This is a genomic window from Janthinobacterium sp. CG_23.3 (assembly GCF_046115965.1).
Classification (GTDB): Bacteria; Pseudomonadota; Gammaproteobacteria; order Burkholderiales; family Burkholderiaceae_D; genus Janthinobacterium.
In genome coordinates this window covers 22,811-48,550 of sequence record NZ_JBJXIB010000028.1, presented here as the reverse complement: position 1 = coordinate 48,550, position 25,740 = coordinate 22,811, and the positions used below count along the sequence as shown (strand labels likewise).

Annotated in this window: 26 protein-coding genes; 5 read left to right on the top strand and 21 right to left on the bottom strand. The window is 63.8% G+C overall.

What is annotated here, in order from left to right; genetic code table 11:
* Nucleotides 1-102: 102 nt before the first annotated feature.
* The 12 genes from ACFDR9_RS09605 to ACFDR9_RS09550 all read right to left on the bottom strand — a co-directional run bounded on the left by ACFDR9_RS09605 (nucleotide 103) and on the right by ACFDR9_RS09550 (nucleotide 10,311).
* Entirely contained in the window at nucleotides 103-1,614 is a 1,512-nt protein-coding gene (locus tag ACFDR9_RS09605) for a DegQ family serine endoprotease (RefSeq protein WP_035787603.1), read from the bottom strand.
* Nucleotides 1,615-1,921: 307 nt separating this feature from the next.
* Nucleotides 1,922-2,251: a sigma-E factor negative regulatory protein gene (locus ACFDR9_RS09600; RefSeq protein WP_409030839.1), complete on the bottom strand. Its 330-nt coding sequence runs from the start codon at nucleotides 2,249-2,251 to the stop codon at nucleotides 1,922-1,924.
* A gap of 119 nt (nucleotides 2,252-2,370) precedes the next feature.
* Entirely contained in the window at nucleotides 2,371-2,994 is a 624-nt protein-coding gene (gene rpoE, locus ACFDR9_RS09595) for an RNA polymerase sigma factor RpoE (protein WP_035787606.1), read from the bottom strand.
* A 48-nt stretch (nucleotides 2,995-3,042) separates the two neighbouring features.
* Complete coding sequence (locus ACFDR9_RS09590; RefSeq protein WP_017876447.1) at nucleotides 3,043-3,510, bottom strand: hypothetical protein; 468 nt, start codon at nucleotides 3,508-3,510, stop codon at nucleotides 3,043-3,045.
* 124 nt (nucleotides 3,511-3,634) lie between these two features.
* Nucleotides 3,635-4,882 carry a beta-ketoacyl-ACP synthase II gene (gene fabF, locus ACFDR9_RS09585; protein ID WP_026132822.1) on the bottom strand — a complete coding sequence of 416 codons (1,248 nt, stop codon included), beginning with the start codon at nucleotides 4,880-4,882 and terminating at the stop codon, nucleotides 3,635-3,637.
* A gap of 29 nt (nucleotides 4,883-4,911) precedes the next feature.
* Complete coding sequence (gene acpP / locus ACFDR9_RS09580; RefSeq protein WP_008449912.1) at nucleotides 4,912-5,151, bottom strand: acyl carrier protein; 240 nt, start codon at nucleotides 5,149-5,151, stop codon at nucleotides 4,912-4,914.
* A gap of 179 nt (nucleotides 5,152-5,330) precedes the next feature.
* Nucleotides 5,331-6,077, bottom strand: a complete 747-nt coding sequence (fabG, locus tag ACFDR9_RS09575; RefSeq protein WP_409030838.1) for a 3-oxoacyl-ACP reductase FabG — start codon at nucleotides 6,075-6,077, stop codon at nucleotides 5,331-5,333.
* Nucleotides 6,078-6,122: 45 nt separating this feature from the next.
* Complete coding sequence (fabD, locus tag ACFDR9_RS09570; RefSeq protein WP_026132823.1) at nucleotides 6,123-7,064, bottom strand: ACP S-malonyltransferase; 942 nt, start codon at nucleotides 7,062-7,064, stop codon at nucleotides 6,123-6,125.
* A 120-nt stretch (nucleotides 7,065-7,184) separates the two neighbouring features.
* Nucleotides 7,185-8,171, bottom strand: coding sequence for a beta-ketoacyl-ACP synthase III (locus ACFDR9_RS09565; RefSeq protein ID WP_409030837.1), 987 nt, complete (start codon nucleotides 8,169-8,171; stop codon nucleotides 7,185-7,187).
* Between the two features lie 15 nt (nucleotides 8,172-8,186).
* Entirely contained in the window at nucleotides 8,187-9,245 is a 1,059-nt protein-coding gene (gene plsX, locus ACFDR9_RS09560) for a phosphate acyltransferase PlsX (RefSeq protein ID WP_017876453.1), read from the bottom strand.
* Nucleotides 9,246-9,449: 204 nt separating this feature from the next.
* On the bottom strand, nucleotides 9,450-9,632 hold the full coding sequence (gene rpmF, locus ACFDR9_RS09555) for a 50S ribosomal protein L32 (RefSeq protein WP_034749653.1): 183 nt from the start codon (nucleotides 9,630-9,632) through the stop codon (nucleotides 9,450-9,452).
* A 181-nt stretch (nucleotides 9,633-9,813) separates the two neighbouring features.
* On the bottom strand, nucleotides 9,814-10,311 hold the full coding sequence (locus tag ACFDR9_RS09550; protein WP_409030836.1) for a YceD family protein: 498 nt from the start codon (nucleotides 10,309-10,311) through the stop codon (nucleotides 9,814-9,816).
* A gap of 156 nt (nucleotides 10,312-10,467) precedes the next feature.
* On the opposite strand from ACFDR9_RS09550, the gene ACFDR9_RS09545 reads away from it, so the two are divergent.
* Nucleotides 10,468-11,076 carry a Maf family nucleotide pyrophosphatase gene (locus ACFDR9_RS09545; RefSeq protein ID WP_409030835.1) on the top strand — a complete coding sequence of 203 codons (609 nt, stop codon included), beginning with the start codon at nucleotides 10,468-10,470 and terminating at the stop codon, nucleotides 11,074-11,076.
* A gap of 95 nt (nucleotides 11,077-11,171) precedes the next feature.
* Nucleotides 11,172-11,930, top strand: coding sequence for an SAM-dependent methyltransferase (locus ACFDR9_RS09540; RefSeq protein WP_409030834.1), 759 nt, complete (start codon nucleotides 11,172-11,174; stop codon nucleotides 11,928-11,930).
* On the opposite strand, the gene ACFDR9_RS09535 is transcribed toward ACFDR9_RS09540, so the two are convergent.
* The 3 genes from ACFDR9_RS09535 to aceA all read right to left on the bottom strand — a co-directional run bounded on the left by ACFDR9_RS09535 (nucleotide 11,931) and on the right by aceA (nucleotide 16,098).
* On the bottom strand, nucleotides 11,931-13,217 hold the full coding sequence (locus ACFDR9_RS09535) for an EAL and HDOD domain-containing protein (protein ID WP_409030833.1): 1,287 nt from the start codon (nucleotides 13,215-13,217) through the stop codon (nucleotides 11,931-11,933). It lies immediately after the preceding gene.
* A 136-nt stretch (nucleotides 13,218-13,353) separates the two neighbouring features.
* Nucleotides 13,354-14,379 (bottom strand): 23S rRNA (adenine(2030)-N(6))-methyltransferase RlmJ, encoded by a 1,026-nt coding sequence (locus ACFDR9_RS09530; protein WP_232429686.1) that lies wholly within the window; start codon nucleotides 14,377-14,379, stop codon nucleotides 13,354-13,356.
* Nucleotides 14,380-14,799: 420 nt separating this feature from the next.
* The gene (aceA, locus tag ACFDR9_RS09525) at nucleotides 14,800-16,098 is read right to left on the bottom strand and encodes an isocitrate lyase (RefSeq protein ID WP_409030832.1); all 1,299 of its coding nucleotides are present in this window, start codon (nucleotides 16,096-16,098) and stop codon (nucleotides 14,800-14,802) included.
* Nucleotides 16,099-16,526: 428 nt separating this feature from the next.
* Between aceA and ACFDR9_RS09520 the strand changes: the two genes are divergently transcribed.
* Entirely contained in the window at nucleotides 16,527-17,126 is a 600-nt protein-coding gene (locus tag ACFDR9_RS09520) for a PEP-CTERM sorting domain-containing protein (RefSeq protein WP_409030831.1), read from the top strand.
* A gap of 92 nt (nucleotides 17,127-17,218) precedes the next feature.
* Here the strand turns inward: ACFDR9_RS09520 and rraA are convergent, their stop codons facing one another.
* Both rraA and ACFDR9_RS09510 read right to left on the bottom strand, forming a co-directional pair.
* Complete coding sequence (gene rraA / locus ACFDR9_RS09515; RefSeq protein ID WP_017876461.1) at nucleotides 17,219-17,713, bottom strand: ribonuclease E activity regulator RraA; 495 nt, start codon at nucleotides 17,711-17,713, stop codon at nucleotides 17,219-17,221.
* Nucleotides 17,714-17,749: 36 nt separating this feature from the next.
* Nucleotides 17,750-18,958 carry an MFS transporter gene (locus ACFDR9_RS09510; protein ID WP_409030830.1) on the bottom strand — a complete coding sequence of 403 codons (1,209 nt, stop codon included), beginning with the start codon at nucleotides 18,956-18,958 and terminating at the stop codon, nucleotides 17,750-17,752.
* A gap of 110 nt (nucleotides 18,959-19,068) precedes the next feature.
* On the opposite strand from ACFDR9_RS09510, the gene ACFDR9_RS09505 reads away from it, so the two are divergent.
* A complete protein-coding gene (locus ACFDR9_RS09505) occupies nucleotides 19,069-19,890 on the top strand; it encodes an AraC family transcriptional regulator (protein ID WP_409030829.1) in 822 nt (273 codons plus the stop codon).
* On the opposite strand, the gene ACFDR9_RS09500 is transcribed toward ACFDR9_RS09505, so the two are convergent.
* The 3 genes from ACFDR9_RS09500 to ACFDR9_RS09490 are packed head-to-tail and all read right to left on the bottom strand — an operon-like array spanning nucleotide 19,887 to nucleotide 22,034.
* Nucleotides 19,887-21,488 carry a PepSY-associated TM helix domain-containing protein gene (locus ACFDR9_RS09500; protein WP_409030828.1) on the bottom strand — a complete coding sequence of 534 codons (1,602 nt, stop codon included), beginning with the start codon at nucleotides 21,486-21,488 and terminating at the stop codon, nucleotides 19,887-19,889. The two genes, ACFDR9_RS09505 and ACFDR9_RS09500, sit on opposite strands and share 4 nt — an antisense overlap.
* 17 nt (nucleotides 21,489-21,505) lie before the next feature.
* Entirely contained in the window at nucleotides 21,506-21,778 is a 273-nt protein-coding gene (locus tag ACFDR9_RS09495; RefSeq protein WP_409030827.1) for a hypothetical protein, read from the bottom strand.
* Nucleotides 21,768-22,034 (bottom strand): hypothetical protein, encoded by a 267-nt coding sequence (locus ACFDR9_RS09490; RefSeq protein WP_017876466.1) that lies wholly within the window; start codon nucleotides 22,032-22,034, stop codon nucleotides 21,768-21,770. The genes ACFDR9_RS09495 and ACFDR9_RS09490 overlap by 11 nt, the downstream gene beginning before the upstream one ends.
* A gap of 198 nt (nucleotides 22,035-22,232) precedes the next feature.
* Between ACFDR9_RS09490 and ACFDR9_RS09485 the strand changes: the two genes are divergently transcribed.
* Nucleotides 22,233-22,868, top strand: coding sequence for a glutathione S-transferase (locus ACFDR9_RS09485; RefSeq protein WP_409030826.1), 636 nt, complete (start codon nucleotides 22,233-22,235; stop codon nucleotides 22,866-22,868).
* Nucleotides 22,869-22,955: 87 nt separating this feature from the next.
* On the opposite strand, the gene clpB is transcribed toward ACFDR9_RS09485, so the two are convergent.
* Nucleotides 22,956-25,571 carry an ATP-dependent chaperone ClpB gene (clpB, locus tag ACFDR9_RS09480; protein ID WP_409030825.1) on the bottom strand — a complete coding sequence of 872 codons (2,616 nt, stop codon included), beginning with the start codon at nucleotides 25,569-25,571 and terminating at the stop codon, nucleotides 22,956-22,958.
* Nucleotides 25,572-25,740 lie beyond the last annotated feature (169 nt).

The following is a 25,740-nucleotide window of genomic DNA, read 5'->3' as shown; positions in this document are numbered from 1 at the left end:
TTGCATGATTTTCTCCTAAGTTGATTCTTCGAACCTTCACTTTAGGATTAATTTGCGTCTTTTGCCGACCCGCCTTCATTCATAGTATCTACGAAATACCGTTTACTTGCCCGCCGACGGACGCAGCGACACGAACTGCGACACGTCGCCGCGCCGCACCAGCACCACCGACGACTTGTTCGGGTCGAGCTTGGCGACGACGGCGTTGAACTGCTTGGCGTCCCGCACCTCGATATTGTTCACTTGCTGGATCACGTCGCCCGGCTGCACGCCGGCGCGCGCGGCGACGCCGTCGGCCGCTTCGACCAGCACGCCGACCTCCAGCGACAACTCCTTCTTCTTGACCGGCGTCAGGTCGCTCACCGTCAAGCCTAGCGCGTTGCTCGGCGCTTCGTCGCCCGGCGTCTTGCCGCCGGCCTTCTTGGCCACCTTGTCGCCCTCCAGCTCGACGATGGTGACCGGCACGTCCTGCTGCGCGCCCTTGCGCCACAGCGTGACGGTGGCGCGGCTGTTGAGCGCGGTGCCGCCAACCAGGCGCGGCAGGTCGGACGAACGCTCCACCGCGACACCGTTGAACTTCAGGATGATGTCGCCGGCCTTGATGCCGGCCTTGTCCGCGGGGCCGCCCGGCTCGACCATCGACACCTGCGCGCCCTGGGCGTTCTTCAGCCCCAGCGATTCGGCCACTTCCTTGGTCAGCTCGCCGATTTGCACGCCGATACGCCCGCGCGTGACCTTGCCCGATTTCTTCAGCTGCTCGCCAACGCGCATCGCCTCGTCGATCGGCACCGCGAACGAAATGCCGTTATAGCCGCCGGACAGGGTGGCGATCTGCGAATTGATGCCGATCACCTCGCCGCGCATATTGATCAGGGGCCCGCCGGAATTGCCGGGATTGACCGCGACGTCGCTCTGGATCAGTTGCAGGTAGTCGCCGGTGTCGCGCGACTTGGCCGAGATGATACCGGCGGTGACGGTGTTTTCCAGATTGAACGGCGAACCGATCGCGATCACCCATTCGCCGACGCGTATCTTGTTCGAATCGCCCATGGACAGGCGCGGTAGGTTGCCGCCGTCGATCTTCAGCAAGGCGACGTCGGTGCGGGCGTCGGCGCCCAGCACCTTGGCCTTGAATTCGCGCTTGTCGGTCAACGTCACGTAGACCTCGTCGGCGCCGTCGACGACGTGGGCGTTGGTCAGCACGTAGCCGTCGGCCGAAATGATGAAGCCGGAACCGACGCCACGCTGGACCTGCTCCTCCTGCGGCACGGCGCGGCGCCCGCGCGGGGCCTGCTGGCGCGGCGACGGCGACGGCGCCGGGGCGGCGCCACCACCGAAGAAGCGGCGCAGGAATTCCTGCATTTCCTCTTCGCCCGGCGCGCCCTGCCCGCCCTGGCCCTGGCCGCGGCCCATTTTCATGCGCTCGGTGGTGCGGATGTTGACGACGGCGGGACCGACCTTCTCGATCAGGTCGGTGAAATCGGGCAAGCCGGCGACGGCGGCTGCCGCCTGCGCGGTGGGGGCCACGCCGAGTACGGCCGGCGCGAATACCATGCCGGCGCTGATCAGCAACGCGGAAAGAGTCTTGCCACCAACGGAGATTTTATTTTTCATGGACGGTATCGTGTGAGTATATTGGGTATCTTGGGCCTGGAATGGAAGAGTGCGCTGGGCGCCCTGTCGCTGCATGGCATAAGGCTATAGCCATGGTAAGCGAAAACAGAACTTGCCGCCCACACAAGGTATTGTGCGGCGGCGTTTTTTCAAGGGGGGCAGATGGTGGAATAATTAAAACCCACGGCGCAACCCCGCGGTCAGACCTGGAGGTCTGGCCCCAGGCTCTTTGCCTTGGCTTGATTTTCGGCGTGGCCGGCCCGCCAACTGAGCGGCCTTATCCAAACCGACGTTGGCGGCCACACCGTCAGGGTAGGCTGGTAACGCGGTCCGGCGCGGCGCTGGCGCCGTCGGCGCCGCTGGCTGGCGACGGCAAGGGCGCGCGCAGCGGCGGCTCGGCCGCCAGCAGCGGCGGCTCGGCCGCCAGCGCCGTCGCCATGCGCGCGGCGAAGCCCTCGCTCAATTCGCCGCCGCAACCGTCCGATCGCAGCGTATGGCCAATTTGATGATACGCACTCCAAGCCGCACGCCCCTCGGGCGTGTCGAGCGCCGCGAAGGCCAGCTCGACTTCGCTGGCCGCCAGTTCACCGTCGGCCAGGGCCGAGATCGTTTCGTGCAGCTGTTTTTGCGTGTCCATCACATTTTTCCTGCCATCTCAAGAGCGTTTCGTGCGAAAAAAACCGGGCGCGGACCAGAATTGCCAAAGTCGCATCTCAATTGCCAATAATCACAGTCTTATTGCAAATAATCACTGTCTTACCAACGCTTGTCAACCGGCATATCCAATAAAGGTCGTAATTTTTCCGCAATGACTTCGCGGGCGCGAAAAATACGACTGCGCACGGTGCCGATCGGGCAGGCCATGATGTCGGAAATTTCCTCGTAGCTAAGACCTTCGATTTCACGCAGCACGATGGCGGTGCGCAACTCCAGCGGCAGCAGGTCCATCGCGGCGTTGACGGTTTCGGCGATCTGCTTGCTGGCGAGCATGGACTCTGGGGTATTGATGTCGCGCAGGTTGTCGCCGTCGTCGAAGGCCTCGGCCTGCTCGGCGTCGGTGTCGGTGGACGTCGGCGTGCGCCGGCCCTGGGTGACCAGGAAATTTTTGGCCGTGTTGATGCCGATCCGGTACAACCACGTGTAAAACGCGGAGTCGCCGCGGAAATGCCGCAAGGCCCGGTACGCTTTAATAAAAGTCTCCTGTACCACATCTTCGGCCTCCGCCGGGTCGTGCACAAGGCGCGACACCAAGCGCATCAGCCTGCGCTGATACTTTGACACCAGGACGTCAAATGCCCGTTTGTCGCCCGACTGGACACGCTCGACCAGCAGCTGATCACACTCACGTTCTGTCCTCACTCCCGATGTCCTTGGTGGCATGCAGCGCGGGCGCCGTTATAGTTATAGAGTTGGCCCGTTGCAAGAAGTTCAGTCATTCTGATTTTTTTCTCCCACTTCCCCAGCGCGAGCGGCTATCCAACGGCAAGCCACGGCAAGCGGACGGAACGCCGCGCCGGCCACGTTGCCGGGCCACAGCAGCAGCGCCAACACGGCACCGTCATCGCCGCGCAAGCGCAGCAGCAACAAGCCGGGCCACAAGGTCGATCCCGGCATCAGAACGGCTGCGCACGCGGCCCCGCCGGCCATGCCTAGGTATACCGTCTGCCGAATTTGTCCGACACCGGAAATGTCAATCCGGCGCGGCTTTGTGTTTTGGTCCGGAAAAAACAGGCACAACAACCCGCCCAGCACGCTGGCGCCGGCACCAAGCAGGCCCAGCCTGTGGCCGCCGCCGGCCAGCGCCGCGCCGGCCGCCAGCGCGCAGACGGCCAGTGCGGCCGACAACAGGCGCAGGCAGACGGACGGACGCACGACGGCAGACACCGCAATCGACATGGCACTCTTAGAGAAAGGGAATACGTCAGGCGCGCCGGCAACATGCCGGGCAAATTCAGGTGCTGGCGAACGCCAGCACCGAATCAGCGCTCATCCGATTTGACCGGAGTGAGCGCTAAAAAGTTCAGATCTTACCGAACACCAGGGTACCGTTGGTACCGCCGAAGCCGAACGAGTTCTTCACCGCGATATCGATCTTCATATTCCGCGCCGTATTGGCACAGAAGTCAAGATCGCAAGCCGGATCCTGGTTGAAGATGTTGATCGTTGGCGGCGACACCTGGTGGTGCATCGCCAACACGGTGAATACCGCCTCCAGGCCGCCTGCGCCGCCCAACAAGTGGCCGGTCATCGACTTGGTCGAATTGACCACCAGCTTGCCGGCGTGCTCGCCGAAGGTGCGCTTGATACCCGCCACCTCGGCAACGTCGCCCTGGGGCGTCGAGGTGCCGTGCGCGTTGACGTAATCGACGCGGTCGCGGTTCACGCCGGCGTTGGCCAGCGCGTTGATCATCGACTTGCTACCGCCGCTACCGTCTTCCAGCGGCGAGGTCATGTGATAAGCGTCAGCGCTCATCCCAAAACCCAGCAGTTCGGCGTAGATCTTCGCGCCACGGGCCACCGCGTGCTCGTACTCTTCCAGCACCATGACGCCGGCGCCCTCGCCCAGCACGAAGCCGTCGCGGTCGCGGTCCCAGGGACGCGACGCCGTCGCCGGATCGTCGTTGCGGGTCGACAAGGCACGGGCCGAGGCGAAACCGCCCAGACCCAGCGGCGACACGGTCGATTCGGCACCGCCGGCAATCATGACGTCGGCGTCGCCGTATTCAATCAAGCGGCCGGCCGCGCCAATGCTGTGCAAACCGGTCGTGCAAGCGGTCACGATCGCCAGGTTCGGGCCCTTCAAACCATATTTGATCGAAAGGTTGCCAGAGATCATGTTAATGATCGAGGCAGGCACGAAAAACGGCGAAATGCGGCGCGGGCCACGCTTCTCGTACTCGGCCTTGGTGTCTTCGATCAACGGCAAGCCGCCGATGCCCGAGCCGATGATGACGCCGATACGCTCGGCGTTTTCCTCGGTGACGACCAGACCGGAGTCTTGCATCGCCTGGATGCCGGCGGCCATGCCGTAATGGATAAAGGTATCCATATGGCGGGCGTCTTTACCGGGGATGTAATCCTCGATATTGAAGCCTTTGACTTCGCCTGCAAAGTGGGTCGTAAAGGGTTGCGCATCAAACTTGGTGATGCTGGCGATACCCGATTTACCCTCGAGGATTGCGCTCCACGCCTCGGCAACGGAATTGCCGACAGGTGAAACGCAACCCAGGCCGGTGATAACTACGCGACGGTTTTTAGAACGGCTCAAGCGATTCTCCTGAAGTCGGTCAGACAGCTTTAGGCCTTGACGTGTGCAGTGGCGTAATCAATCGCCTGTTGCACGGTGGTGATCTTTTCAGCTTGCTCGTCAGGGATTTCCATTTCGAATTCGTCTTCCAGTGCCATGACCAGTTCGACGGTATCCAGCGAATCGGCGCCGAGGTCATCGACGAACGAGGATTCGATCTTGATGTCTGCTTCAGCTACGCCCAGTTGCTCAGCGACGATTTTCTTAACGCGTTGTTCGATATCCGACATGTTATGGCTCCATTGTGTGTGTTACGGAAAGTGCGCGCATTTTATCAGGTTTGCGCGTTCCAATACTAATTTCGGTGACTGCTGCTAACTCGACCGAACCTGCTGCTAAAAGATGTGATTGCCCGAAAAGGCCCGCCGCCCCCTGCCCGGCGGAACGGCCGACCAGCCGCGCCGCCGCATCAATTCATATACATGCCGCCATTCACGTGCAGCGTGCTGCCGGTGATATACGCCGCTTGCGGCGACGCCAGGAAGGCGCAGGCGGCGGCGACATCTTCCGGCGTGCCCAGGCGCGCCAGCGGAATTTGCGTCAGCAAGCTGGCGTGCTGCTCCGCGCTGAGCGCCTTGGTCATGTCGGTGTCGATGAAACCGGGGGCGATGCAATTGACGGTGATGTTGCGGCTGCCGATCTCGCGCGCCAGCGCCCGGCTCATGCCCTCGACGCCGGCCTTGGCCGCCGCGTAGTTCATCTGCCCCGGATTGCCCGACGACGCCACCACCGAGGTGATGCTGATGATGCGGCCGGCCTTGGCCTTCATCATGCCGCGCAACACCGCGCGCGACAGGCGCCCGACCGCCGACAGATTGGTCGAGATGACGCTGTCCCATTCCTCGTCCTTCATGCGCATGGCCAGCTGGTCTTGCGTGATGCCGGCGTTGTTGACCAGGATCGACAGGCTGCCGTAGCTTTTCTGCACGTCGTCGACCACCGCGGCGCAGCGCGCCGGGTCGGTGACGTTGAGCACGACGCCCTTGCCGCAGTCGGCGCCGATGGCGGCCAGATACTCGGAAATGGCGGCGGCGCCGGCCTCGGTGGTGGCGGTGCCGACCACTTTGGCGCCCTGCCGGGCCAGTTCCTCGGCGATGGCGCGGCCGATGCCGCGCGAGGCGCCGGTGACCAGGGCGACTTGATTAACTAAATTCATGGATGTCCTTCACTAAATGTGGATACTGCATCAAGCAGGCGAAAATCAGTTGAGCGATGTCAGCAAGCGTTCCAATGAAGCCTGGTCGACGATGGCGTCACCGACCAGGGTGGCGTCGATGCGCTTGGTCAAGCCCATCAGCACCTTGCCCGGGCCGCACTCGACCACCTGGGTGATACCGTCGGCGGCGACCTTCTGCATCGTCTCGACCCAGCGCACCGGACTGGCGGCCTGGCGCACCAGCGCGTCCTTGATGCCGGCCGGATCGTTGACGACACTGACGTCGACGTTGTTGATCAGGGCGATCCGCGGCGCGTTGAAGTGCAGTTCGGCCATGTACTCGCGCAAGCGGTCCGAGGCCGGCTTCAGCAGCGACGAATGGAACGGCGCCGACACCGGCAGGCGCATCGCCCGCTTGGCGCCCCTGGCCTTGGCCAGTTCGCAGGCGCGCTCGACGGCGGCGGTGTGGCCGGCGATGACCACTTGCGCGGGCGCGTTGAAGTTGACCGGTTCGACCACCCAGGCCGGGTCGGCGGCGACCGCCTCCAGGCAGGCGGCGCGCACGTCGTCGTCGGACAGGCCGAGTACGACGGCCATCGTGCCCTGCCCGACCGGCACCGCCTCCTGCATCGCCTGGGCGCGGAAGCGCACCAGCGGCAGCGCGTCCTTGAAGGCGATCACGCCGGCGGCCACCAGGGCCGAATATTCGCCCAGGCTGTGGCCGGCGACCAGCGTCGGCAGCGCGCCGCCGGCGGCGATCCAGGCGCGGTAGACGGCGACGGCGGCCGTCAGCATCACCGGCTGGGTGTTGGTGGTCAGGTCGAGTTCTTCTTTCGGACCTTCGGCGATCAGCTTGCCCAGGTCAAACTGCAGCGCGTCGGACGCTTCGGCAACGGTTTGCGCAACCACCGGGTTGCCGGCGAAACCGTCGAGCATCGCGATTGCCTGCGAACCCTGGCCGGGAAAAACAAATGCAAATTGAGTCATGCTGGTCTCTTTCCAGTTTGGGGACAGACCACGTTTTCCAAGCAATTTATTGCTTGGAAAACGTGGTCTGTCCCCGGTTTTTTTTACATGCGGGCGGGTCCTGGCGGGAACGCCAAAACCCTACATCCTCGCCAAGACGGCGCCCCAGGTGAAGCCGCCGCCTACGCCTTCCATCATCACGTTGTCGCCTTTTTTGACGCGGCCGTCGCGCACGGCGATGTCCAGCGCCAGCGGGATCGAGGCGGCCGAGGTGTTGCCGTGCTGGTCGACGGTGACGACCATTTTTTCCAGCGGCAGGCCGAGCTTCTTGGCGGTGCTGTTCATGATGCGGATGTTGGCCTGGTGCGGGATCAGCCAGTCGATCTGGTCGGCCGTCATGTTGGCGTGCGCCAGCGCTTCGAGCGCGACTTTTTCCAGCACCGAGACGGCCAGCTTGAACACCGCCGGGCCGTCCATGTGCAGGAAGGCGCTGCCCGCCACCGCGCCGCCGGCGACGCTGCCCGGCACGCTGAGGATGTGCGACTGGCGCCCGTCGGCGTGCAACTTGGCGGCCAGGATGCCCGGCTCGTGCGAGGCCGCCATGACGATCGCGCCGGCGCCGTCGCCGAACAGCACGCAGGTGCCGCGGTCGTCGAAGTTGAGGATGCGCGAAAACACTTCGGCGCCGATCACCAGCACGTTTTTGTGCATGCCCGACTTGATGAAGCTGTCGGCGGTGGCGACCGCGTAGACGAAGCCGCTACAGACGGCCTGGACGTCGACCGCGGCGCAGTGGTTGGTGATGCCGAGTTTGTTTTGAACGATGCAGGCGGTGCTGGGGAAGCTGCCGAAGAAATCCGGGGTCGAGCTGGCGACGATGATCAGGTCCAGGTCGTTCGCCTGCAAGCCGGCCATCTGCAGCGCGCTCTTGGCCGCCGCGACGCCCAGGTCGGAGGAGTTTTGCTCCGGCGCCGCGTAGTGGCGCGCCGAAATGCCGCTGCGCGAGACGATCCACTCGTCCGAGGTTTCAATGCCCTTGGCCGCGAGTTGCTCGGCCAGGTCCTGGTTGGTCACGCGCCGTTCGGGCAGGTAGCTGCCGGTGCCGATAATTTTGCTGTACAAAGTCATGCAATTACCCGTCCACTAAATAGTTGAGCTTGGTTCTTCCTGCGTTGGCATGCGCGGCATCAGCTCGGCGATCATCGTCGACAGGTGCGCTTGCACGTCGTTTTTTGCGGCATCGAAAGCGCGCCGGATGGCCCACTCGTACGAATAGGCGTCGGCGCCGCCATGGCTCTTGATGACCAGGCCGCGCAGGCCCAGCAGGCCGGCGCCATTGTAGCGCGACGGATTGAGGCGGTTGGAAATCGACTTCAAGGCGCCGCGGCCGACCAGCGCGCCGAGCATCGTCAGCGGCGTGCGCTTGAACTCGGTGGTGACGACGTTCTTGAAGAAGCGCGCCATGCCCTCGACCGCCTTGAGCGTGACGTTGCCGACGAAACCGTCGCAGACGACGATGTCGACCGTGCCCTTGAAGATGTCGTTGCCTTCGACGTTGCCGAAGAAGTTCAGGGCGCCGCGCTCATGGTCCGCCCGCAACAGCTTGGCCGTTTGCTTGACCACGTCGTTGCCCTTGATGTCCTCGGTGCCGACGTTGAGCAGGCCGATGGTCGGGCGGGCAATGCCCTCCATGGCGCTGACCAGCACCGAACCCATAATGGCGAACTGGTGCAGATGGTGCGGCTCGCAATCGACGTTCGCGCCCAGGTCCAGCATGTAGGTCGGGCGGTCTTTTTGGTTCGGCAAGATGCTGCAGATGGCGGGCCGGTCGACCCCGGCCATGGTTTTGAGCACGTAGCGGGAAACGGCCATCAGGGCGCCGGTGTTGCCCGCCGAGACGCAGGCCTGGGCCTTGCCGTCCTTGACCAGCTCGATCGCCACGCGCATCGACGAGTCCTTCTTGCGGCGCAGGGCGACTTCGAGCGGATCGTCCATCGTGATTTGTTCGGAAGCGTGCACAATCGACAAGCGCGGATGCGCGTCGACCTTGTGCCTCTTTAATTCGGCGCGAATAACGTCCTGCAAACCGACCAGAATCAGTTCAGCCTCGGGTTCGTTACTCAGAAAGGAAATTGCCGCAGGAATGGTGGCGGAGGGACCGTGGTCGCCGCCCATGCAGTCGATAGAGATTTTGATTGTCATTGTTTTGATTCAGTACCGCTGGGGAAGTGCCGCGGCAAGATGACCATACGACTTGGGCGTATGCGAAAGCAGGAGCCAGCCAGAGTCAGCGTGATTCAAAATGACGGTATGCAAAAGAGGATTGCAGCCGATGAAAAAGAAAAAACGGCGCCACGTCGAAAAACCACGCAACGCCGCTTTCATCTTACCCAACAAAAACGTCGATTACTCGTCGTTTTTGGTTTTGAGCACTTTGCGACCACGATAAAAGCCGTTAGGGCTGATATGGTGACGCATGTGTGTTTCGCCAGTAACTGGCTCGACGCTCAATTGCGGCGCGACCAAAAAGTCGTGCGAACGGTGCATGCCGCGCTTGGATGGGGTTTTCTTGTTCTGTTGAACTGCCATGGTAATGACTCCTAATACATAAGTTCTAAAATTTTAGCACAATCGACTAGCAAATACATGCGAATCGAGTATCCCAGCGGCAAAGTAGTTACTTTACCGACATCGTTTAACACCTACTACATTGCCCTACACACTGCCATACTCGATTACTACACGCGTTTGACACGTTCTTTGTTGCTACTTATTCTGGTTTAAAGTCTTTCAGACCCGCGAACGGCAACTTCTTTTCCGTCGTGGCCGAGTCGAGCAGGGCCGAATCCGGACAGACCTCGTGCTTGGGCACCTGCGGCAGCGCCAGCAGGGCCTCGTCTTCGATCAACGCGGCGCCATCCATGGTGCGGCTGCCAACGATGACGTCGATGCTTTCGTCGTTGATAATTTCTTCGATCTCATCGGCGTGCTCGTCGTCTTTGGCGAGCACCAGGATGGTCGAGGCGTCAATGTCGTACGCATACGGACTCAGGCAGCGCTGGCATTCCAGCTGGACGGTGCCGGTGACGCTCAGCGTCAGCTGCGGATAACCCAGCTTGCTGGTGCCACCGTCGATGCGCCAGGCAAGCGAGCCCGACGAGTCAGCGCAATCCTTGATCAACCGGGTCATTTCGGCGACAGGCGTGACACCCTCGCGGCTCCCGTTGATGCGACAAAAGTCAAAGGCGTCGATCACAAAAGCATTCATTGGTAGAAAATTTCCCCGGAAAACCTGCGATAATAACAGGGTTTTGATCGCCGAGTCAAAGGCTGAACAGATTATTTCAGTTCCCGGCGCGCAGCCAGACGCCGAGTTTATGGCATTTTTCCATCCGCGGCAATCTTTGTCGCCACCGAACACGCAATGATACCAACTTCACACCCTTCCCGCTTGATTCTCGCGTCGACCTCGACCTACCGCAAGGAATTGCTATCCCGCCTGCGCCTGCCCTTCGAGGTGGCCGCGCCCGACCTCGACGAAAGCCCGCTGGCCGGCGAAACGCCGAGCGCGACGGCGCTGCGCCTGGCGCACGCGAAGGCCGCCGCGGTGCTGGCCAAGACGCCCGGCTGCATCGTCATCGGCTCGGACCAGGTCGCCACGCTGGACGGCGCGCAGATCGGCAAACCGGGCAACCACGCCAACGCCCTGCTGCAACTGCAAACGATGCGCGGGCGCCGGGTGGTCTTCCACACCGCGCTGTGCGTACTGGACGGGCGCGACAGCGTACCGCTGGTGCAACTCCAGGACGTCCAGACCATCGTCACGGTGCGCGACCTGCCGGACGCCGAACTGGACGCCTACCTGCGCATCGAACGGCCATACGACTGCGCCGGCAGCGCCAAGAACGAAGGCCTGGGCATCGCCATCCTGGAAAAAATCGAGAGCACCGACCCGACCGCGCTGACCGGCCTGCCGCTGATCGCGCTGACCGGCATGCTGCGCAACGCCGGCCTGGCTTTTTTCGCCGAATAAGCGCCAAACCAAGGGCAGGTGCCGCGCTCGGGCCAGAGGGTCCGACCCCTTGGCGGCGCCGCCGGCTTTCACCACGCTATTAGACTGAACACTCCATGACCAACACCACCGGCACTTTGTACCTGATCCCCAACACCCTCGGCAGCAGCGACGACGCCGACGACGCGCTGGCCCACATCATTCCCGAGAACGTACGGGCGATCACCGCGCGCCTCGACTATTTCGTCGCCGAAAACGCCAAGACCGCGCGGGCTTTCCTGAAACTGATCGCCATCAAGCATCCGCTCGCCAAGCCGCTGCAGGAGATCGCCATCGCCGAGCTGAACGTCAACACGCCGGCGCAGGCGCTGGCGGGCCTGCTGGCGCCACTGCTAGCCGGCCGGGACGCCGGCCTGGTGTCGGAGGCCGGCGTGCCGGCCGTGGCCGACCCCGGCGCCGACCTGGTGCGCCTGGCGCACCAGCGCGGCATCACCGTCAAGCCGCTGGTGGGGCCGTCGTCGCTACTGCTGGCCGTCATGGCGAGCGGCCTGAACGGCCAAAGCTTCGCCTTCAACGGCTACCTGCCGACCGACGCCGCGTTGCGCGCGAAACGCATCAAGGAACTGGAAAACCGCTCGCGCGGCGAAAAGCAGACCCAGTTGTTCATCGAGACACCCTACCGCAACGCGGCGATGCTCGACGCGCTGGTCGGCAACTGCCAGGCCGGCACGCTGATCTGCGTGGCAACCGACCTGAGCCTGGAAACGGAGTCGATCAAAACGATGACGGGCGCGCAGTGGAAAAGCCTGCTTGGCGCGGGCAAGGCGCCCGAGTTCCACAAGAAACCGACGGTATTCCTGCTGCTGGCGCAGTAGTCAATGCGCCAGGCTGACGCCGTCGACATAATCGTTGACCCACTCGAATGCGGCAATCTGGATCGCGTTCAAGTCGGCGGCCGACAGGCGCAGGCCGCGCAGGATGGCGACCAGCTCCGGGCCGCACTCGGCGTTCTCGACGCGCTCGACCAGGTTCAGCATGCTGCCATAGTCGCCGCGGCGGAACAGCAAGGCGTCGCGCACCTCGTTTTGCACCTTGACGGTGGCGACGACGTCGCTCATCCGTATTGAGAACAGCGCGTCCATCAGCGACATGATGCCGACGGTAAAACCGACGTCGGCGCAATTGCGCTGGCCCGGACGCAACTTCTCCATCATCAGTTCAAGCAGCTTGCCGCGCGTCGTCGCCAGCTGCAACAACGGCGACGTGAATTGCTGGGCCGCGCCCGGCTTCACATACAGCAGGATCTGCAGCCAGCGCTGCAACTGGCGCCGGCCCAGCACGATCAGGGCCTGGCCCAAGGTATCGATGCGCACGCGCGCGCCGACCGCCGGCGTGTTCACCAGGCGCAGCAGGTTCAGGCTGATCAGCGCGTCGTGCTTGATGCAGCGTTCAAGTTCGACGTTGTCGGCCTCGGCGTTGACCAGGTCGAGCAAACGCAGGATCGCCAGCTCGAACGGGGCGATTTTCTTGCCGCTCAAAATGACAGGGCGGGCGAAATAATATCCCTGGAAAAATTCAAAGCCCAGCTCCAGGCAGTGCTTGAACTGGGCCAGCGTTTCCACTTTTTCGGCCAACAACTTTTGCTTCGAGCCGCTGAGCAACAGCGCCAGCGTCGTCAGCGCGTCCGACGGCATGTGCTGGATATCGACCTTGATCACATCGACCAGCGGCGCCAGCTTTTGCACGTCCTCCGAGGCCGACACCACGTCGTCGAGGGCGAACTTGAAACCGGCCGCCTTCAGCTCGCGCACGCGCGCCAGCACCTCCGGGGTCGCCTTGACGGTTTCCAGGATTTCCAGGATAACTTTACTATTCGGAAGAAAACGGATGAAGTCGCTCATCAGAGCGACCGTATCGACATTAATATAGGCCAACTGCCGCCCCACCACCCGCTCCATACCCAGGTCGGACGCGTGGGCGATCACGGTGGCGGTGGCGGCCGCGTCGTCGACGACGTCGGCGGCATCGCAGTGCGCGTTACGAAACAACAATTCGTACGCCACCAGGCGCTGGTCGCGATTCAGGATAGGCTGTCGCGCCAGGAAGAAATGGTTGAAAAATGGTTGTCGCACTGGCACTAACGTCGCTGCATCGGTCGTCATGGGATACCCCGCCAACGATAGTCACGCTTGGCCGCATCATGGTTGCAGCTTGACCGGGGGCTGGCGGACTGCGCCCTCCCCTGAGTCAAAACTATACGCCACATTAGCGATTTAACAGGTTTTATTGATAAGCGACTTAAGGACGACGCGGTCCGGTGTTGCGTGGCGGCCTCGCGCCGCTGCCGGCCGGACGCGCGGCGCCGCCGGTGGCCGGGCCGCTCGGACGGCCGCTGGTGGCGGCGGGACGCGGCGTCGAACCGTCCTTGCGCGCCGGCGCCGCGCCTGGCTGGCGCAGCGAACCGCCCGCGCGCGGCAACGACGACAAGGCCCGCACCGGCCCGGTGCCCTTGCCGCGCATTGGACCGGAGCCGACTTCCAGCTCGAATTTCGCGCCATCGTCGCGGCCCAGCACCTTCACCAGGTACGGCATGATTTCACGCAGCATCGGCTCCAAGGTGTACGGCGGATTGATTACATACATGCCGCTGCTGTGCAGGCCGAAACCGTCCGGCGCGGGCGTGTTGACGGTCAGCGTCACGTGTAGCCAATTGGTGGCCGGCAACTGGCTCAGCTTGGGCGCGAACTGGCGCGACTCCATGCGCTGCAGCACCGGATACCAGACCGCGTAAGTGCCGGTCGGAAAACGCACCAGCGCATCGGCCAGCGTGTCCTTGACCTTGCGGTAATCCATCTTGTCTTCGTAGGGCGGATCGATCAAGACCAGCGCGCGGCGCGACGGCGGCGGCAGCAAGGCCTTCAGGCCGAGGAAACCGTCGGCCTTGGTGATCATCACGCGGCGGCCGCGCGAACTCGGGCGCTGGCCCTGCTCGGCGGCGTGCGCCTCGACCTTGCGAAAATTATCGGCCAAAATCTTGGCGTCGGCCGGATGCAACTCGAACAGGCGCAGGCGATCTTCCTCGCGCATCACCTGGTCGGCGCAATACGGCGAACCCGGGTAATAGCGCATCTTGCCGCTTGGATTCATCGCCTTGACCAGATTGACATACTCGGCCAGCGCCGGCGGCAGGTCGGTGCGGTCCCACAGCGGCGCGATACCGGTTTCGAACTCGGCGTTCTTGGACGCGTAACCGCCGTCGAGCGCATACACGCCGGCGCCCGAATGGGTATCGATATAGCTGTAGGCCGTATCTTTCTGATTCATGTACTGCAGCAGCTGGATCTGCACAAAGTGCTTCAATACATCAGCGTGATTACCAGCGTGAAAGGCGTGGCGGTAACTCAACATAAGCTTGGTAATTCCATAAAAATATAATGATCAGAGGGGCGCTGCAGATCCCGCCAGGCGAGGCATCGGAACAAAGGGATGGTCAAGAAAAAGCAAAGGGCAGCGAAAACAGCGCGTAATTACCAGCATTATCCACCAGAACGGCCGGCAACGACAAAAAAAGCCGCAGCGCGGGGCAACGCAACAACCCCGGGGGCAGGTCGCGAAATGACGGTGTTGCCGCATCGACCCCGGGCCCAGGGCTCGAAAGCGAACGCCCCGCGAACCCGCCACCGCATTTCAAGCCAACAACAAAAGCGCCATGTCGAGACCGGCCCCCGGGGGTGTAGGCTTGCCTCAGGCAACTTTTTTGACGTCGAAGAATTGTTCGGCTTCGGTCGCGCAATGCAGCGCCGGGGTCGAACTTTGCCCTTGCCGGATCGCTTGGGTGACGGCGTCGAAGTAGCCGGCGCCCACTTCGCGCTGGTGTTTAACGGCGGTGAAGCCTTTTTCGGCGGCGGCGAATTCGGCTTCTTGCAGTTCGACGAAGGCGCTCATATGTTGACGGGCGTAGCCGTGCGCCAGGTTGAACATGCCGTAGTTGAGCGCGTGGAATCCAGCCAGGGGGATGAACTGGAATTTGTAGCCCATCGCGCCCAGTTCTCGTTGGAACTTGGCGATGGTGGCGTCGTCGAGGTTCTTTTTCCAGTTGAACGATGGCGAGCAGTTGTACGCCAGCATTTTTCCGGGGAATCTGGCGCGCACGGCTTCGGCGAATTTTTTCGCGAAGGCCAGGTCCGGTTTGCCGGTTTCGCACCAGACCAGGTCGGCGTACGGCGCGTACGCCAGCGCGCGCGCGATCGCCTGGCCGATGCCGGGACGGGTTTTGTAGAAGCCTTCTACGGTCCGCTCGCCGGTGCGGAACGGCCGGTCGTTGTCGTCCACGTCCGAGCTCAGCAGGTCGGCCGCTTCGGCGTCGGTGCGGGCGATCACCAGCGTCGAGGTGCCCATGACGTCGGCCGCCAGGCGTGCCGCGGTCAGTTTTTCCACCGCTTCGCGCGTTGGCACCAGCACTTTGCCGCCCATGTGGCCGCATTTCTTGACCGGCGCCAGTTGGTCTTCGAAGTGGACGCCGGCGGCGCCGGCGTCGATCATCGATTTCATCAGTTCGTAGGCGTTCAGCACGCCGCCGAAGCCGGCTTCGGCGTCGGCCACGATGGGCGCGAAGAAGTCGATGACGTCCTTGCCCTCGGACCATTGGATCTGGTCGGCGCGGGTGAAGGTGTTGTTGATGCGTTTGACGACGCTCGGCACCGAGTTCGCCGGGTACAGCGATTGGTCCGGGTACATTTCGCCGGCGTTGTTGGCGTCGCCGGCAACTTGCCAACCCGACAGGTAGATGGCTTTCAAGCCGGCCTTGACTTGTTGCATGGCTTGGTTGCCGGTCAGCGCGCCCAGGGCGTTGACGAAGGGTTCGTGCTGAAGCAGCGTCCACAGCTTTTCCGCGCCGCGCTTGGCCAGCGTGTGCTCGATCCGCAGCGAACCGCGCAGGCGCACCACGTCGTCGGCCGTGTAGTTGCGTACCACGCCCTTCCAGCGCGGGTTGCCATCCCAGTCTTCTTGCAGTTCCGCCACTTGCTGTTCACGCGTTGCCATGGTTGCCCTCCTATTCACACAAAAAATTGAAAACAAAATCCGTTCAACAAATGATAGGCCATTTGTGCGTAGCAGCAATAGTCTTCTATAAGACATACAAGTGAAAGAATTGTCTTACTATTCATGCACTTAAAATTGCGGTTTCACGATGTGGCACTAAATTCCTGGTAGTGGGAGGTGAAGGAATATCCTCCCGCCGAAATTTTCCATAATGTGAAACAAGCCGCGCGCATCGTGAAAAAACCGCACCCGCACAAGCCCCCCCCCCCGAATAGCGCCAGCCTATGTTGCAGGAAACGCCAGCCGCCCGCGGCCCCAAAAATATTCAACAAAACTATGCTTAAGGTCAAAAAATACTGGTATCATTGCTAACATCAATTGACATACATCAACTTTTATTTACCACGGCACATTACGGGGAAAACATCATGTACAAACGAATTCAAGCTATCATCGCCTCCGCGCTGTTGATCGCCGGCTTCGCCGCCGCTCCAGCTTTCGCCGCTCCGGCAAGTTTGCCGTCATGCAGCGCCACCACGCTGACCGACACCCAGCCGGGTTATGTCGCCTGCATCGGCGCCAACAGCGGCAACATGGACAACCAGCTCAACACCATTTACGCCAAGATGGCCACCAGCGTCGCCCGCGGCGGCTTCGGCTTCTCGACCAACACCTATTTCAGCAGCGAAAATTTCAGCGCCCTCAAGAATCCATTCTCGCAAAACGAAGGCAACAACGATGACGGCGTCATCAACTTCGACAAAGCGCTGACCGGCTCGTTTGTACTGGGTCTGAAACAAGGTAACGCTTACTCGCTGTACCTGTTCAACGGCAACCTGGTCGCCGGCGGCATTTCCAGCATTAAATACGACACCAACGGCGTCAAGGCCGATAGCCGTTCGGCCCTGTCGCACGCCGGTTTCTTCGGCACGCCAGTGTCGGCCGTGCCTGAAGCCGATACCTACGCCATGCTGCTGGCCGGCTTGGGCATGATCGGCTTCGTCGCCCGCCGCCGCAAAGCCAAGTAATCATCGCTCTAGCGCGGCAGCCGCCCGGCCGCGCGAAAAAAATGCCCCGTCGTCATACGGGGCATTTTTTTGTCCGGCGCAAGCGCGCCGGCTTAGGCCAGCTTCTGTTGCGCCACCAGGATGCCGTCGGCGTCGGCGTAGATCCAGTCGCCCGGGTTGACCGGCACGCCGCAGATGTGGACCCGCACGTTGCGCTCGCCCGCACCTTTCTTGCCGCTTTTCCGCGGATGGGCGGCCAGCGCGCGCACGCCGATTTCGCAGGCGTCGATTTCCTCGCTGTCACGGATGCAGCCGTCGACGACGATGCCGGACCAGCCGTTATCCTGCGCCAGCAGGCCGAGCTGTCCACCCACCAGCGCGCGGCGCAGGCTGCCGCCGCCGTCGATGACGAGGACGTTGCCGTTGCCCTGGGTTTCCAGCATCGCGCGCACCAGCGCGTTGTCCTCGAAGACCTTCAGGGTGGTGACGCGGCCGCTGAAGCGCACTTGTTTGCCGAAATGGCGAAACAGCGGCGGCAGCACGGCCAGCCTGCCGTCCTCCAGCAATTGGCCGTTGTCGTCGCACAGGTCGGTGGTAGCAAAAGTCATGGTCAGGTCCGCTCGGTTATCAAGATGCCGACAATTCTAAGCGTTTTGCAGTTGCACCGCGCGGGTTTTGCCGCCCAGCCCCACCGCCGTGACGATCGCCAGCCCCTGGAACAGGGCGATGCAGACGAAGACCCAGGCCGGGCGGTTGGCGTCCATCAACGCGCCGAACAGCAGCGGGCCGAGCGCCAGACCGCTGTCGAGGCCGGAATACACGACGCCGTAGACGCGGCCGGTGGCGTGCTTCGGCGCCGCCGCCTTGATCATCAGGTCGCGCGACGGTCCGGCGATGCCGGCGGCGAAACCAATCGCGCCCATCAGCGCCACGGCGGCCCAGGCCGGCACGACGGCGGCGGCCAGCAACAGCGCCAGCAGCGCCGCGACGGCGAACGCGACGGCGATGGTGCGGTCGTGCTGGCCGCTGTTGGCGCCGAGGAATCCGCCCAGCGCCATGCCGAGCGCCGACGCCAGCATGTAGGCGGTGTAGGCGCTGGTGGCCCACGCCAGCGACATGCCGTACAACGCCACCAGGCTGACCGAGGCGAAGCTTTGGATGCCGCCCAGGGCGACGGCGGTGATCAGGAAGAAGGCAAAGCACATCCACACCGATTGCAGGCGCAGGAAGGCCAGCGTGCCGGCGCCACCGCGCCCGGCCGGGTGGGCGGCGACGACGTCGGGGCGCAGCGCGTCGCGGTTCAGGAACAACACCAGCAGCACGGCGAACGGCAGCAGCGCCGCGTACAGCAGCGCGTGGCGCCAACCGGCCTGGCTGGCGACGAAGGTCAGGAACAGCGGCGCCGCGGCCCAGCCGATGTTGCCGCTGATGCCGTGCACCGAGAAGCCGTGCGCCAGGCGCGCCGGCGACACGCGCTGGTTCAGCAAGGTGTAGTCGGCCGGGTGGAACACGCTGTTGCCGATCCCGGCCAGCATGGCGCCCAGCAGCAGCGCCGGGTAGCTGTTGGCGCCGGCCAGCAGCAGCGCCGACAGGCCCAGCATGGCGACGCCGGAAAACAGCACGGCGCGCGCGCCGACGCGGTCGACGACGAAGCCGGCCAGCGCCTGGCCGACGCCGGAGACGACGAAAAAAAACGTCATCAGCAGCCCCAGCTCGGCGTAGCTCAGGCCGAAGGCCGGTTTCAGCCATGGAAACAACGCGGCCAAAATCAGATGGTAGAAATGCGACACGCCGTGCGCCAGGCCGACCAGGCCGATCACGCGCGCGTCCTGGCGCAAGCTTATTGTGCTCATATTGACCCCGGCATCTAGTATGTAGGTCTAGTGTAGATAAAGTGGCATCGACTGTTTCGAGATAAAGGGACATAATTTATCGAATTTACGCCAACCCGAACAGGAAGCGCATGGCCATCCCGATTCTGACCCACACGCGCCCGTGCCCGCCCGGCAAGGCCCCGACTCCGGAGCGGCCGGTGACGCTGATCGCGCGCGACCTGCAGGCCGACGAGTTCCTCAGCCCGCACCAGCACAGCTGGGGACAGGTCACGTTCGCGCTGGAGGGCGTGCTGCGCGTGACGGCCTTGAACAGCAGCTGGATCGTGCCGCCGCTGCGGGCGATCTGGATCGCGCCGCACGTGGTGCACGAGGTGACGGTGTTGGAAAAAGCCCGACTGCGCCCGCTGTGCGTGCTGGCCGAACGGGCGCCGTTCGCCGGCACCGATTGCAAGGTGTTGGAAGTGTCGAGCCTGCTGCGCGAGCTGATCGTCGCGCTGGGCCAGCTCGATCCGGGCGAGGCGCCGGCGCGCGAGGCGATGCTGGCGGCGCTGATCCTCGACGAACTGGGGCGCTCGGCGACCCGGCCGATCCGCGTGCCGCTGCCGGAGGACAAGCGGCTGAAGGCCCTGTGCGGCGGCTTGCTCGACAACCCCGGCAGCAACCTGACGCTGGAAGACTGGGCGCGTCAGGTCGGCGCGTCCGAGCGCACGCTGGCGCGCCTGTTCGAGCGCGAGCTGGGCCTGAGCTTCGGCCAGTGGCGCCAGCAGGTGCGGCTGGCGCACGCCGCGCCGATGATCGCCCGCGGCATGCCGCTGGCGCAGGTGGCCGAGGAACTGGGCTACGCCAGCCAGTCGGCGTTCTCGGCCATGTTCAAGAAAACCTTCGGCAGCTCGCCGTCGGCGTTTTTCGCCGACGGCCACGGCGGCCGAGGCGCAACGCCGGCATGTTAGCGTTGCGGCGCCGCGCGGGCGTCGGCGGCGGCAAAAGGAAGGGCGCCGGCGGCGGCGGCGACCGGCAAGGCCCACACGCTATGCGGGTCGCCGCCCAAGCCGCGGCGCAGCGTCGCCCGCGCCATGCGCCAGTAGCAAGCAGCCGCCAGCAGCGCCACGGCGTCGACCGCGAAGACCCGCCACTGGCCCTGCCACAGCGTGCGCAGCAGATGCTCGCCGCTGGCCCAGCCGTTGGCCAGCGGAATGGCCGCGGTCAGCAGCGCGCACAGCAGCAGCAATTCGTGGCCGGCGCGCGCCGGCGGCCGCGCCAACGCCCACGCCACGCTCAGCAGGAACACGCCATAGTAGCCGCGCTCCTCCCACACGGCCAAGCCGCCCCAGCCTTGCGGCGCCAGCTTGTTGGCCAGGAAGATCGCCGAGATGCCGGCGATGCAGCCGAGGCAGACGCCCAGCGTCAACTGCGCCATCAGACGCGTGTTGCGGGCCTGCTCAAGCTGGTGGCGCTTGCGGCGCCCCTCGACCCACAGTAAATTGCCGCTATAGAACAGGAAGGCGCCCGCCAGCCCCAGCGCGAAGTACACCCATTGCATCGCGGCGCCGCCGAAATTGCCGAAATGCAGAACCGACAGGCCGCGCAGGAAAGCGTTGCCCGCGCTCATGTTGTCGGGCCGTACCACGCGCAACACCGCGCCGCTGCTGCCGTTCAAGGCCACCCCGGCCTGGTTGTTGAGGGCGCGCCCGGCGTGGCTACCGTACACTTCGACCTGGACACTGCTGTCGCCGACGTGGTCGTAGCGCATCGACTTCGCCTCCATGCCCGGCGCCGCCGCCTGCGCGCGCGCCAGCAAGACCTGCGCCGGCAGCAGCGGCGCGCGCTTGCCGGTCTCGACGGGGTGCGCCGCCAGGCTCAGCTCGGGCTGTATGATATTGAGCAATTTGCCGTCGAACACCAGGAATTGGAACGGCGCCAGCATCAGCGTGCCAATCGTCAGCACCGCCCCGCTCCAGGCAAAGATCACGTGGAACGGCAGCGACAGCATGCCGATGGCGTTGTGCGCGTCCTGCCAGAACAGTTTCAGATTCTTGCCCGCCCGCAGCGCGAACAGGTTTTTCGTCATCGCCGGCGCGTAGATGAGCACGCCGCTAAGCAGCGCCACGCCGTACAGCACGCACACCACGCCCAGCACGTAGATACCCCACGAGCGCGGCAACCCGGCGGTGTAATGCAACTGATACACCAGCGCGGCCAGCTCCGACTGCGCCGCGTGCTCGACCAGGCGGCCCTCTTGCGACAGGCTGAAGCGGTGCGTCAGCGCCGCGGCCGCCTTGCGCTCCTCGTACCACGCCAACACCAGGCGCGGCTCGTCGGGACCCGGCAGTTGCAGGCGGAAGCCGTCGGCCGCCGCGGGATGGGCTTGCAACACCGCGTCGATCAAGGGCTGGGCCAGCGCCATCGATTGCGGCGGCAGGCCGCGCGCGTCGTGGCGCTCCCACGCATGCAGCTGATCGGTAAACACCGTGATCGACCCGGCGTAAAAGGCGATGAACAGCGCCAGGCCCGCCACCAGCCCGACCCAGGTATGTACTTTGAGAAACACGCGTAAGGTCGACGATGTCATACGGGCAGACTCACCAGACCGGACGTTTTAACGAGATGCATCAGGGCGAAGCACAGCGCCGTCGCCCCGCCCATCCAGGCCCAGGCGCGCAGACCGCTTTGAAACAGGAAGGCGGCGGCGATGCAGCCGACCCAGATCGGGAAAAACAGCAGTAGCATCGGCAGCGTGCGCGCCTCCCAGCTGCCCGGCCCGAGCAGCGCGACCAGGCCAACCAGGCCGACCGCCAGGGGAAAGCCGAGCAAGCCGGCCGCCAGCGATTTAGCCCACATTGCGCGTTCTCCGGTACAGGTCCACGTACGGCAAGGCCACCAGCGCCAGCATCAAGACGGCCAGCGCGGCGAACAGGCCGGCGCAGAAACCCAGTGGCGCGGCGGCCGCGGCGACGGCGCCGGCGCCGCCCAGCGCCCCGGCGGCGCGCAGGCTGCGCGCATGGCCGAGCCCGCCGCGCCACAGCCGCTGGTGCGGCGAGGCCAGGTAAAAGCACAGGGCGGCAAGCCCGGCGACCAATAGATACGCATTGTTCATAGTCTCTTCCGCTGAAAGCCGATACCTGCGCGCGGCAGGCGGATATTGCAATAAAGTTACAATTGTAAATGAGAATGAGAACTATTGGCAATTCAAATAGCACGATCGTAGGAAATATCGATGGCGCTGCGGCTGCGTTAAGTTCGTGTCATCATTGCGTGCCACACAGATCCCCCCACCACACGACAGGAAAAAAACATGCAACTCATTGGAATGCTCGATTCACCCTACGTGCGCCGCGTCGCCGTCTCGCTGCAATTGCTCGGTCTGCCGTTCGAGCACCGTTCGATCTCGGTGTTCAGCACCTTCGACCAGTTCCAGGCGATTAATCCAGTGGTCAAGGCGCCCACGCTGGTGTGCGACAACGGCGTGGTACTGATGGATTCCTCGCTCATCATCGACTATGCCGAAAGCCTGGCCGCGCCGGGGCGCACGCTGGTCCCGGCGGGGATAGACCAGCGCCAGCGCGCGCTGCGCCTAACCGGCTTGGCGCTGGCGGCGTGCGAGAAGAGCGTGCAGATCATTTACGAACGCCAGTTGCGTCCGGCCGAAAAGCTGCACCAGCCTTGGGTGGCGCGGGTGACCGGGCAGATGCTGGCGGCATGCACCGAGCTGGAGGCGGAGCTGCTGCGCGCGCCGCTGGCGGTGGCCGACGGCGCCATCGACCAGGCCGGCGTGAGCACCGGCGTGGTCTGGCATTTCATTCAGGCGATGGTGCCGGAGTTGGTGAACGCGGCGGATTTCCCGGCCTTGCAGCGCTTTTCCGCGCAGGCCGAGCAGTTGCCGGCGTTTGCGGCGGCGCCGCACGGCGCGTCGGTGTACCGGCAGGGTTAAATTGGCGAAGGCGCCGATGGGCCGTTGGCATCATTCAAACCAAAGGCGTAGAGCCCCTGGTTTTTTGAACGTCCGCGGCGCCTTCGCTTACTGCTTGCCGATGTCGACGGCGGGGCTGTCGCCGAACACCAGCGTGCCGTTGCGCGCGCCGATGCGCACCACGTCTTTCGGGCCGAACTTGCCTTCCAGGATCAGCTTCGACAGCGGATTTTCGATCTGCTGCTGGATCGCCCGCTTCAGCGGCCGCGCGCCATACACCGGATCGTAGCCGGCCTCGGCGATCTTCTGCAAAGCCTCTTCCGTCACCTCCAGCCGCATCTCCATCTTGGCCAGGCGCTGCTCCAGTATGGTCAACTGGATCTTGGCGATGGCGCCGATGTTCTTCTCGTCGAGGCCGTGGAAGACCACGATTTCATCGATGCGGTTGATGAACTCCGGCCGGAAATGCGCGCGCACCTCGGCCATCACCGCCAGCTTGACCACGCCCGGGTCGTCGCTCTCCATCGCCTGGATTTTATGCGAGCCCAGGTTCGAGGTCATGATAATGACCGTGTTCTTGAAGTCCACCGTGCGCCCCTGCCCGTCCGTCATGCGCCCGTCGTCGAGCACCTGCAGCAGCACGTTGAAGACGTCATGGTGGGCCTTCTCGACCTCGTCGAGCAGGATCACGCTGTAGGGCTTGCGCCGCACCGCCTCGGTCAGGTAGCCGCCCTCGTCGTAGCCGACGTAGCCCGGCGGCGCGCCGATCAGGCGGGCCACCGAATGCTTCTCCATGAACTCGCTCATATCGAGCCGTATCATCGAATCCTCGGTGTCGAACAGGAAGGTCGCCAGCGCCTTGCTCAACTCGGTCTTGCCGACCCCGGTCGGCCCCAGGAACATGAACGAGCCGTACGGCCGGTTCGGGTCGCCCAGCCCGGCGCGCGAGCGGCGGATCGCGTCGGCCACGGCGGTGATCGCCTCGTCCTGGCCGACCACGCGCTCGTGCAGCTTCTCCTCGATGTGCAGCAGCTTCTCGCGCTCGCCCTGCATCATGCGCGAGACCGGAATGCCGGTCGCGCGCGAGACCACCTCGGCGATTTCCTCGGCGCCGACCTGGGTGCGCAGCAGCTTCGGCTTGCCGCTCTTGTCGGCCGCCGCCAGTACGCCGCTGTCGGCCTGCTTCAGCTGGGCTTCCAGCTCCGGCAGGCGGCCATACTGCAGCTCGGAGACGCGGCCCCAGTTGCTCTCGCGCGTGGCCTGTTCCATCAGCAGCTTGAGCCGCTCGATTTCCGCTTTGATGTGGGTGCTGCCCTGCACCACGGCTTTTTCCGCCTTGAGGATTTCCTCGAAGTCGTTGTACTCGCGCTGCAGCTTGACGATTTCCTCGTCGATCAGCGCGAGCCGGCGCAGCGAGCCCTCGTCCTTTTCCTTTTTGACGGCCTCGCGTTCGATCTTCAACTGGATCAGGCGGCGCTCCAGCTTGTCCATCACCTCCGGCTTCGAGTCGATCTCGATCTTGATCTTCGAGGCCGCCTCGTCGATCAGGTCGATCGCCTTGTCGGGCAGGAAGCGGTCGGTGATGTAGCGGTGCGACAGCTCGGCGGCGGCGATGATGGCGGCGTCGGTGATCTCGACCTTGTGGTGCAGCTCGTACTTGTCCTGCAAGCCGCGCAGGATGGCGATGGTGGCCTCGACGGTCGGCTCGTCGACCAGGATTTTCTGGAAGCGCCGCTCCAGCGCCGCGTCTTTCTCGATGTACTTGCGGTACTCGTCGAGCGTGGTGGCGCCGACGCAGTGCAGCTCGCCGCGCGCCAGCGCCGGCTTCAGCATGTTACCGGCGTCCATCGCGCCCTCGGCCTTGCCGGCGCCGACCATCGTGTGCATCTCGTCGATAAAAACAATGGTCTGGCCCTCGTCCATCGCCAGCTCCTTGAGCACCGACTTCAGGCGCTCCTCGAACTCGCCGCGGTACTTGGCGCCGGCCAGCAGCGCGGCCATGTCGAGCGACAGCACGCGCTTGCCCTTGAGCGACTCCGGCACCTCGCCGTTGACGATGCGCTGCGCCAGCCCCTCGACGATGGCGGTCTTGCCGACGCCCGGCTCGCCGATCAGCACCGGGTTGTTCTTGGTGCGCCGCTGCAGCACCTGGATGGCGCGGCGGATTTCGTCGTCGCGGCCGATCACCGGGTCCAGCTTGCCCATGCGGGCGCGCTCGGTCAGGTCCAGAGTGTATTTTTTCAGCGACTCGCGCTGGCCCTCGGCCTCCTGCGAGTCGACCTTGTTACCGCCGCGGACGGTCTGGATCGCCGCCTCCAGCGCCTTGCGGCTCAGGCCGTTTTCGCGCGCCAGCTTGCCGGCGTCGGACTTGTCGTCGCTCATCGCCAGCAACACCATCTCGCTGGAGACGAACTGGTCGGCGCGCTTTTGCGCCTCCTTGTCGGCCAGGTTCAGCAGGCCGACGAATTCACGGCTGACATTGACGTCGCCGCCGCTGCCCGACACCTTCGGCAGGCGCTCCAGCGAGGACTTCAAGGCGCCGCTCAGGCCACCGACGTTGACGCCGGCGCGCTGCAGGATGGAGCGGGCGCCGCCGTCGTCCTGGTTCAACAGGGCCGTCAGCAGATGCACCGGTTCGATGTAAGGGTTGTCGTTGCCCACAGCCAGGCTTTGGGCGTCGGCCAGTGCTTCCTGGAGTTTGGTGGTCAGTTTGTCTTGCCGCATGATGATGCTCCGCTGATGATTATCTTAGCAATCAAATTGGGCCATGCGGGGTGTTTTCAAGTGTGGCGGCATACGCCATAAGAACTAGCCGGGCGCTAGAGAGCGGCGGCAATGCCGCCAAGTGAAGCTTCCGTAGGTCGGACTAGCACAGCGTAACCCGACGCCTAGC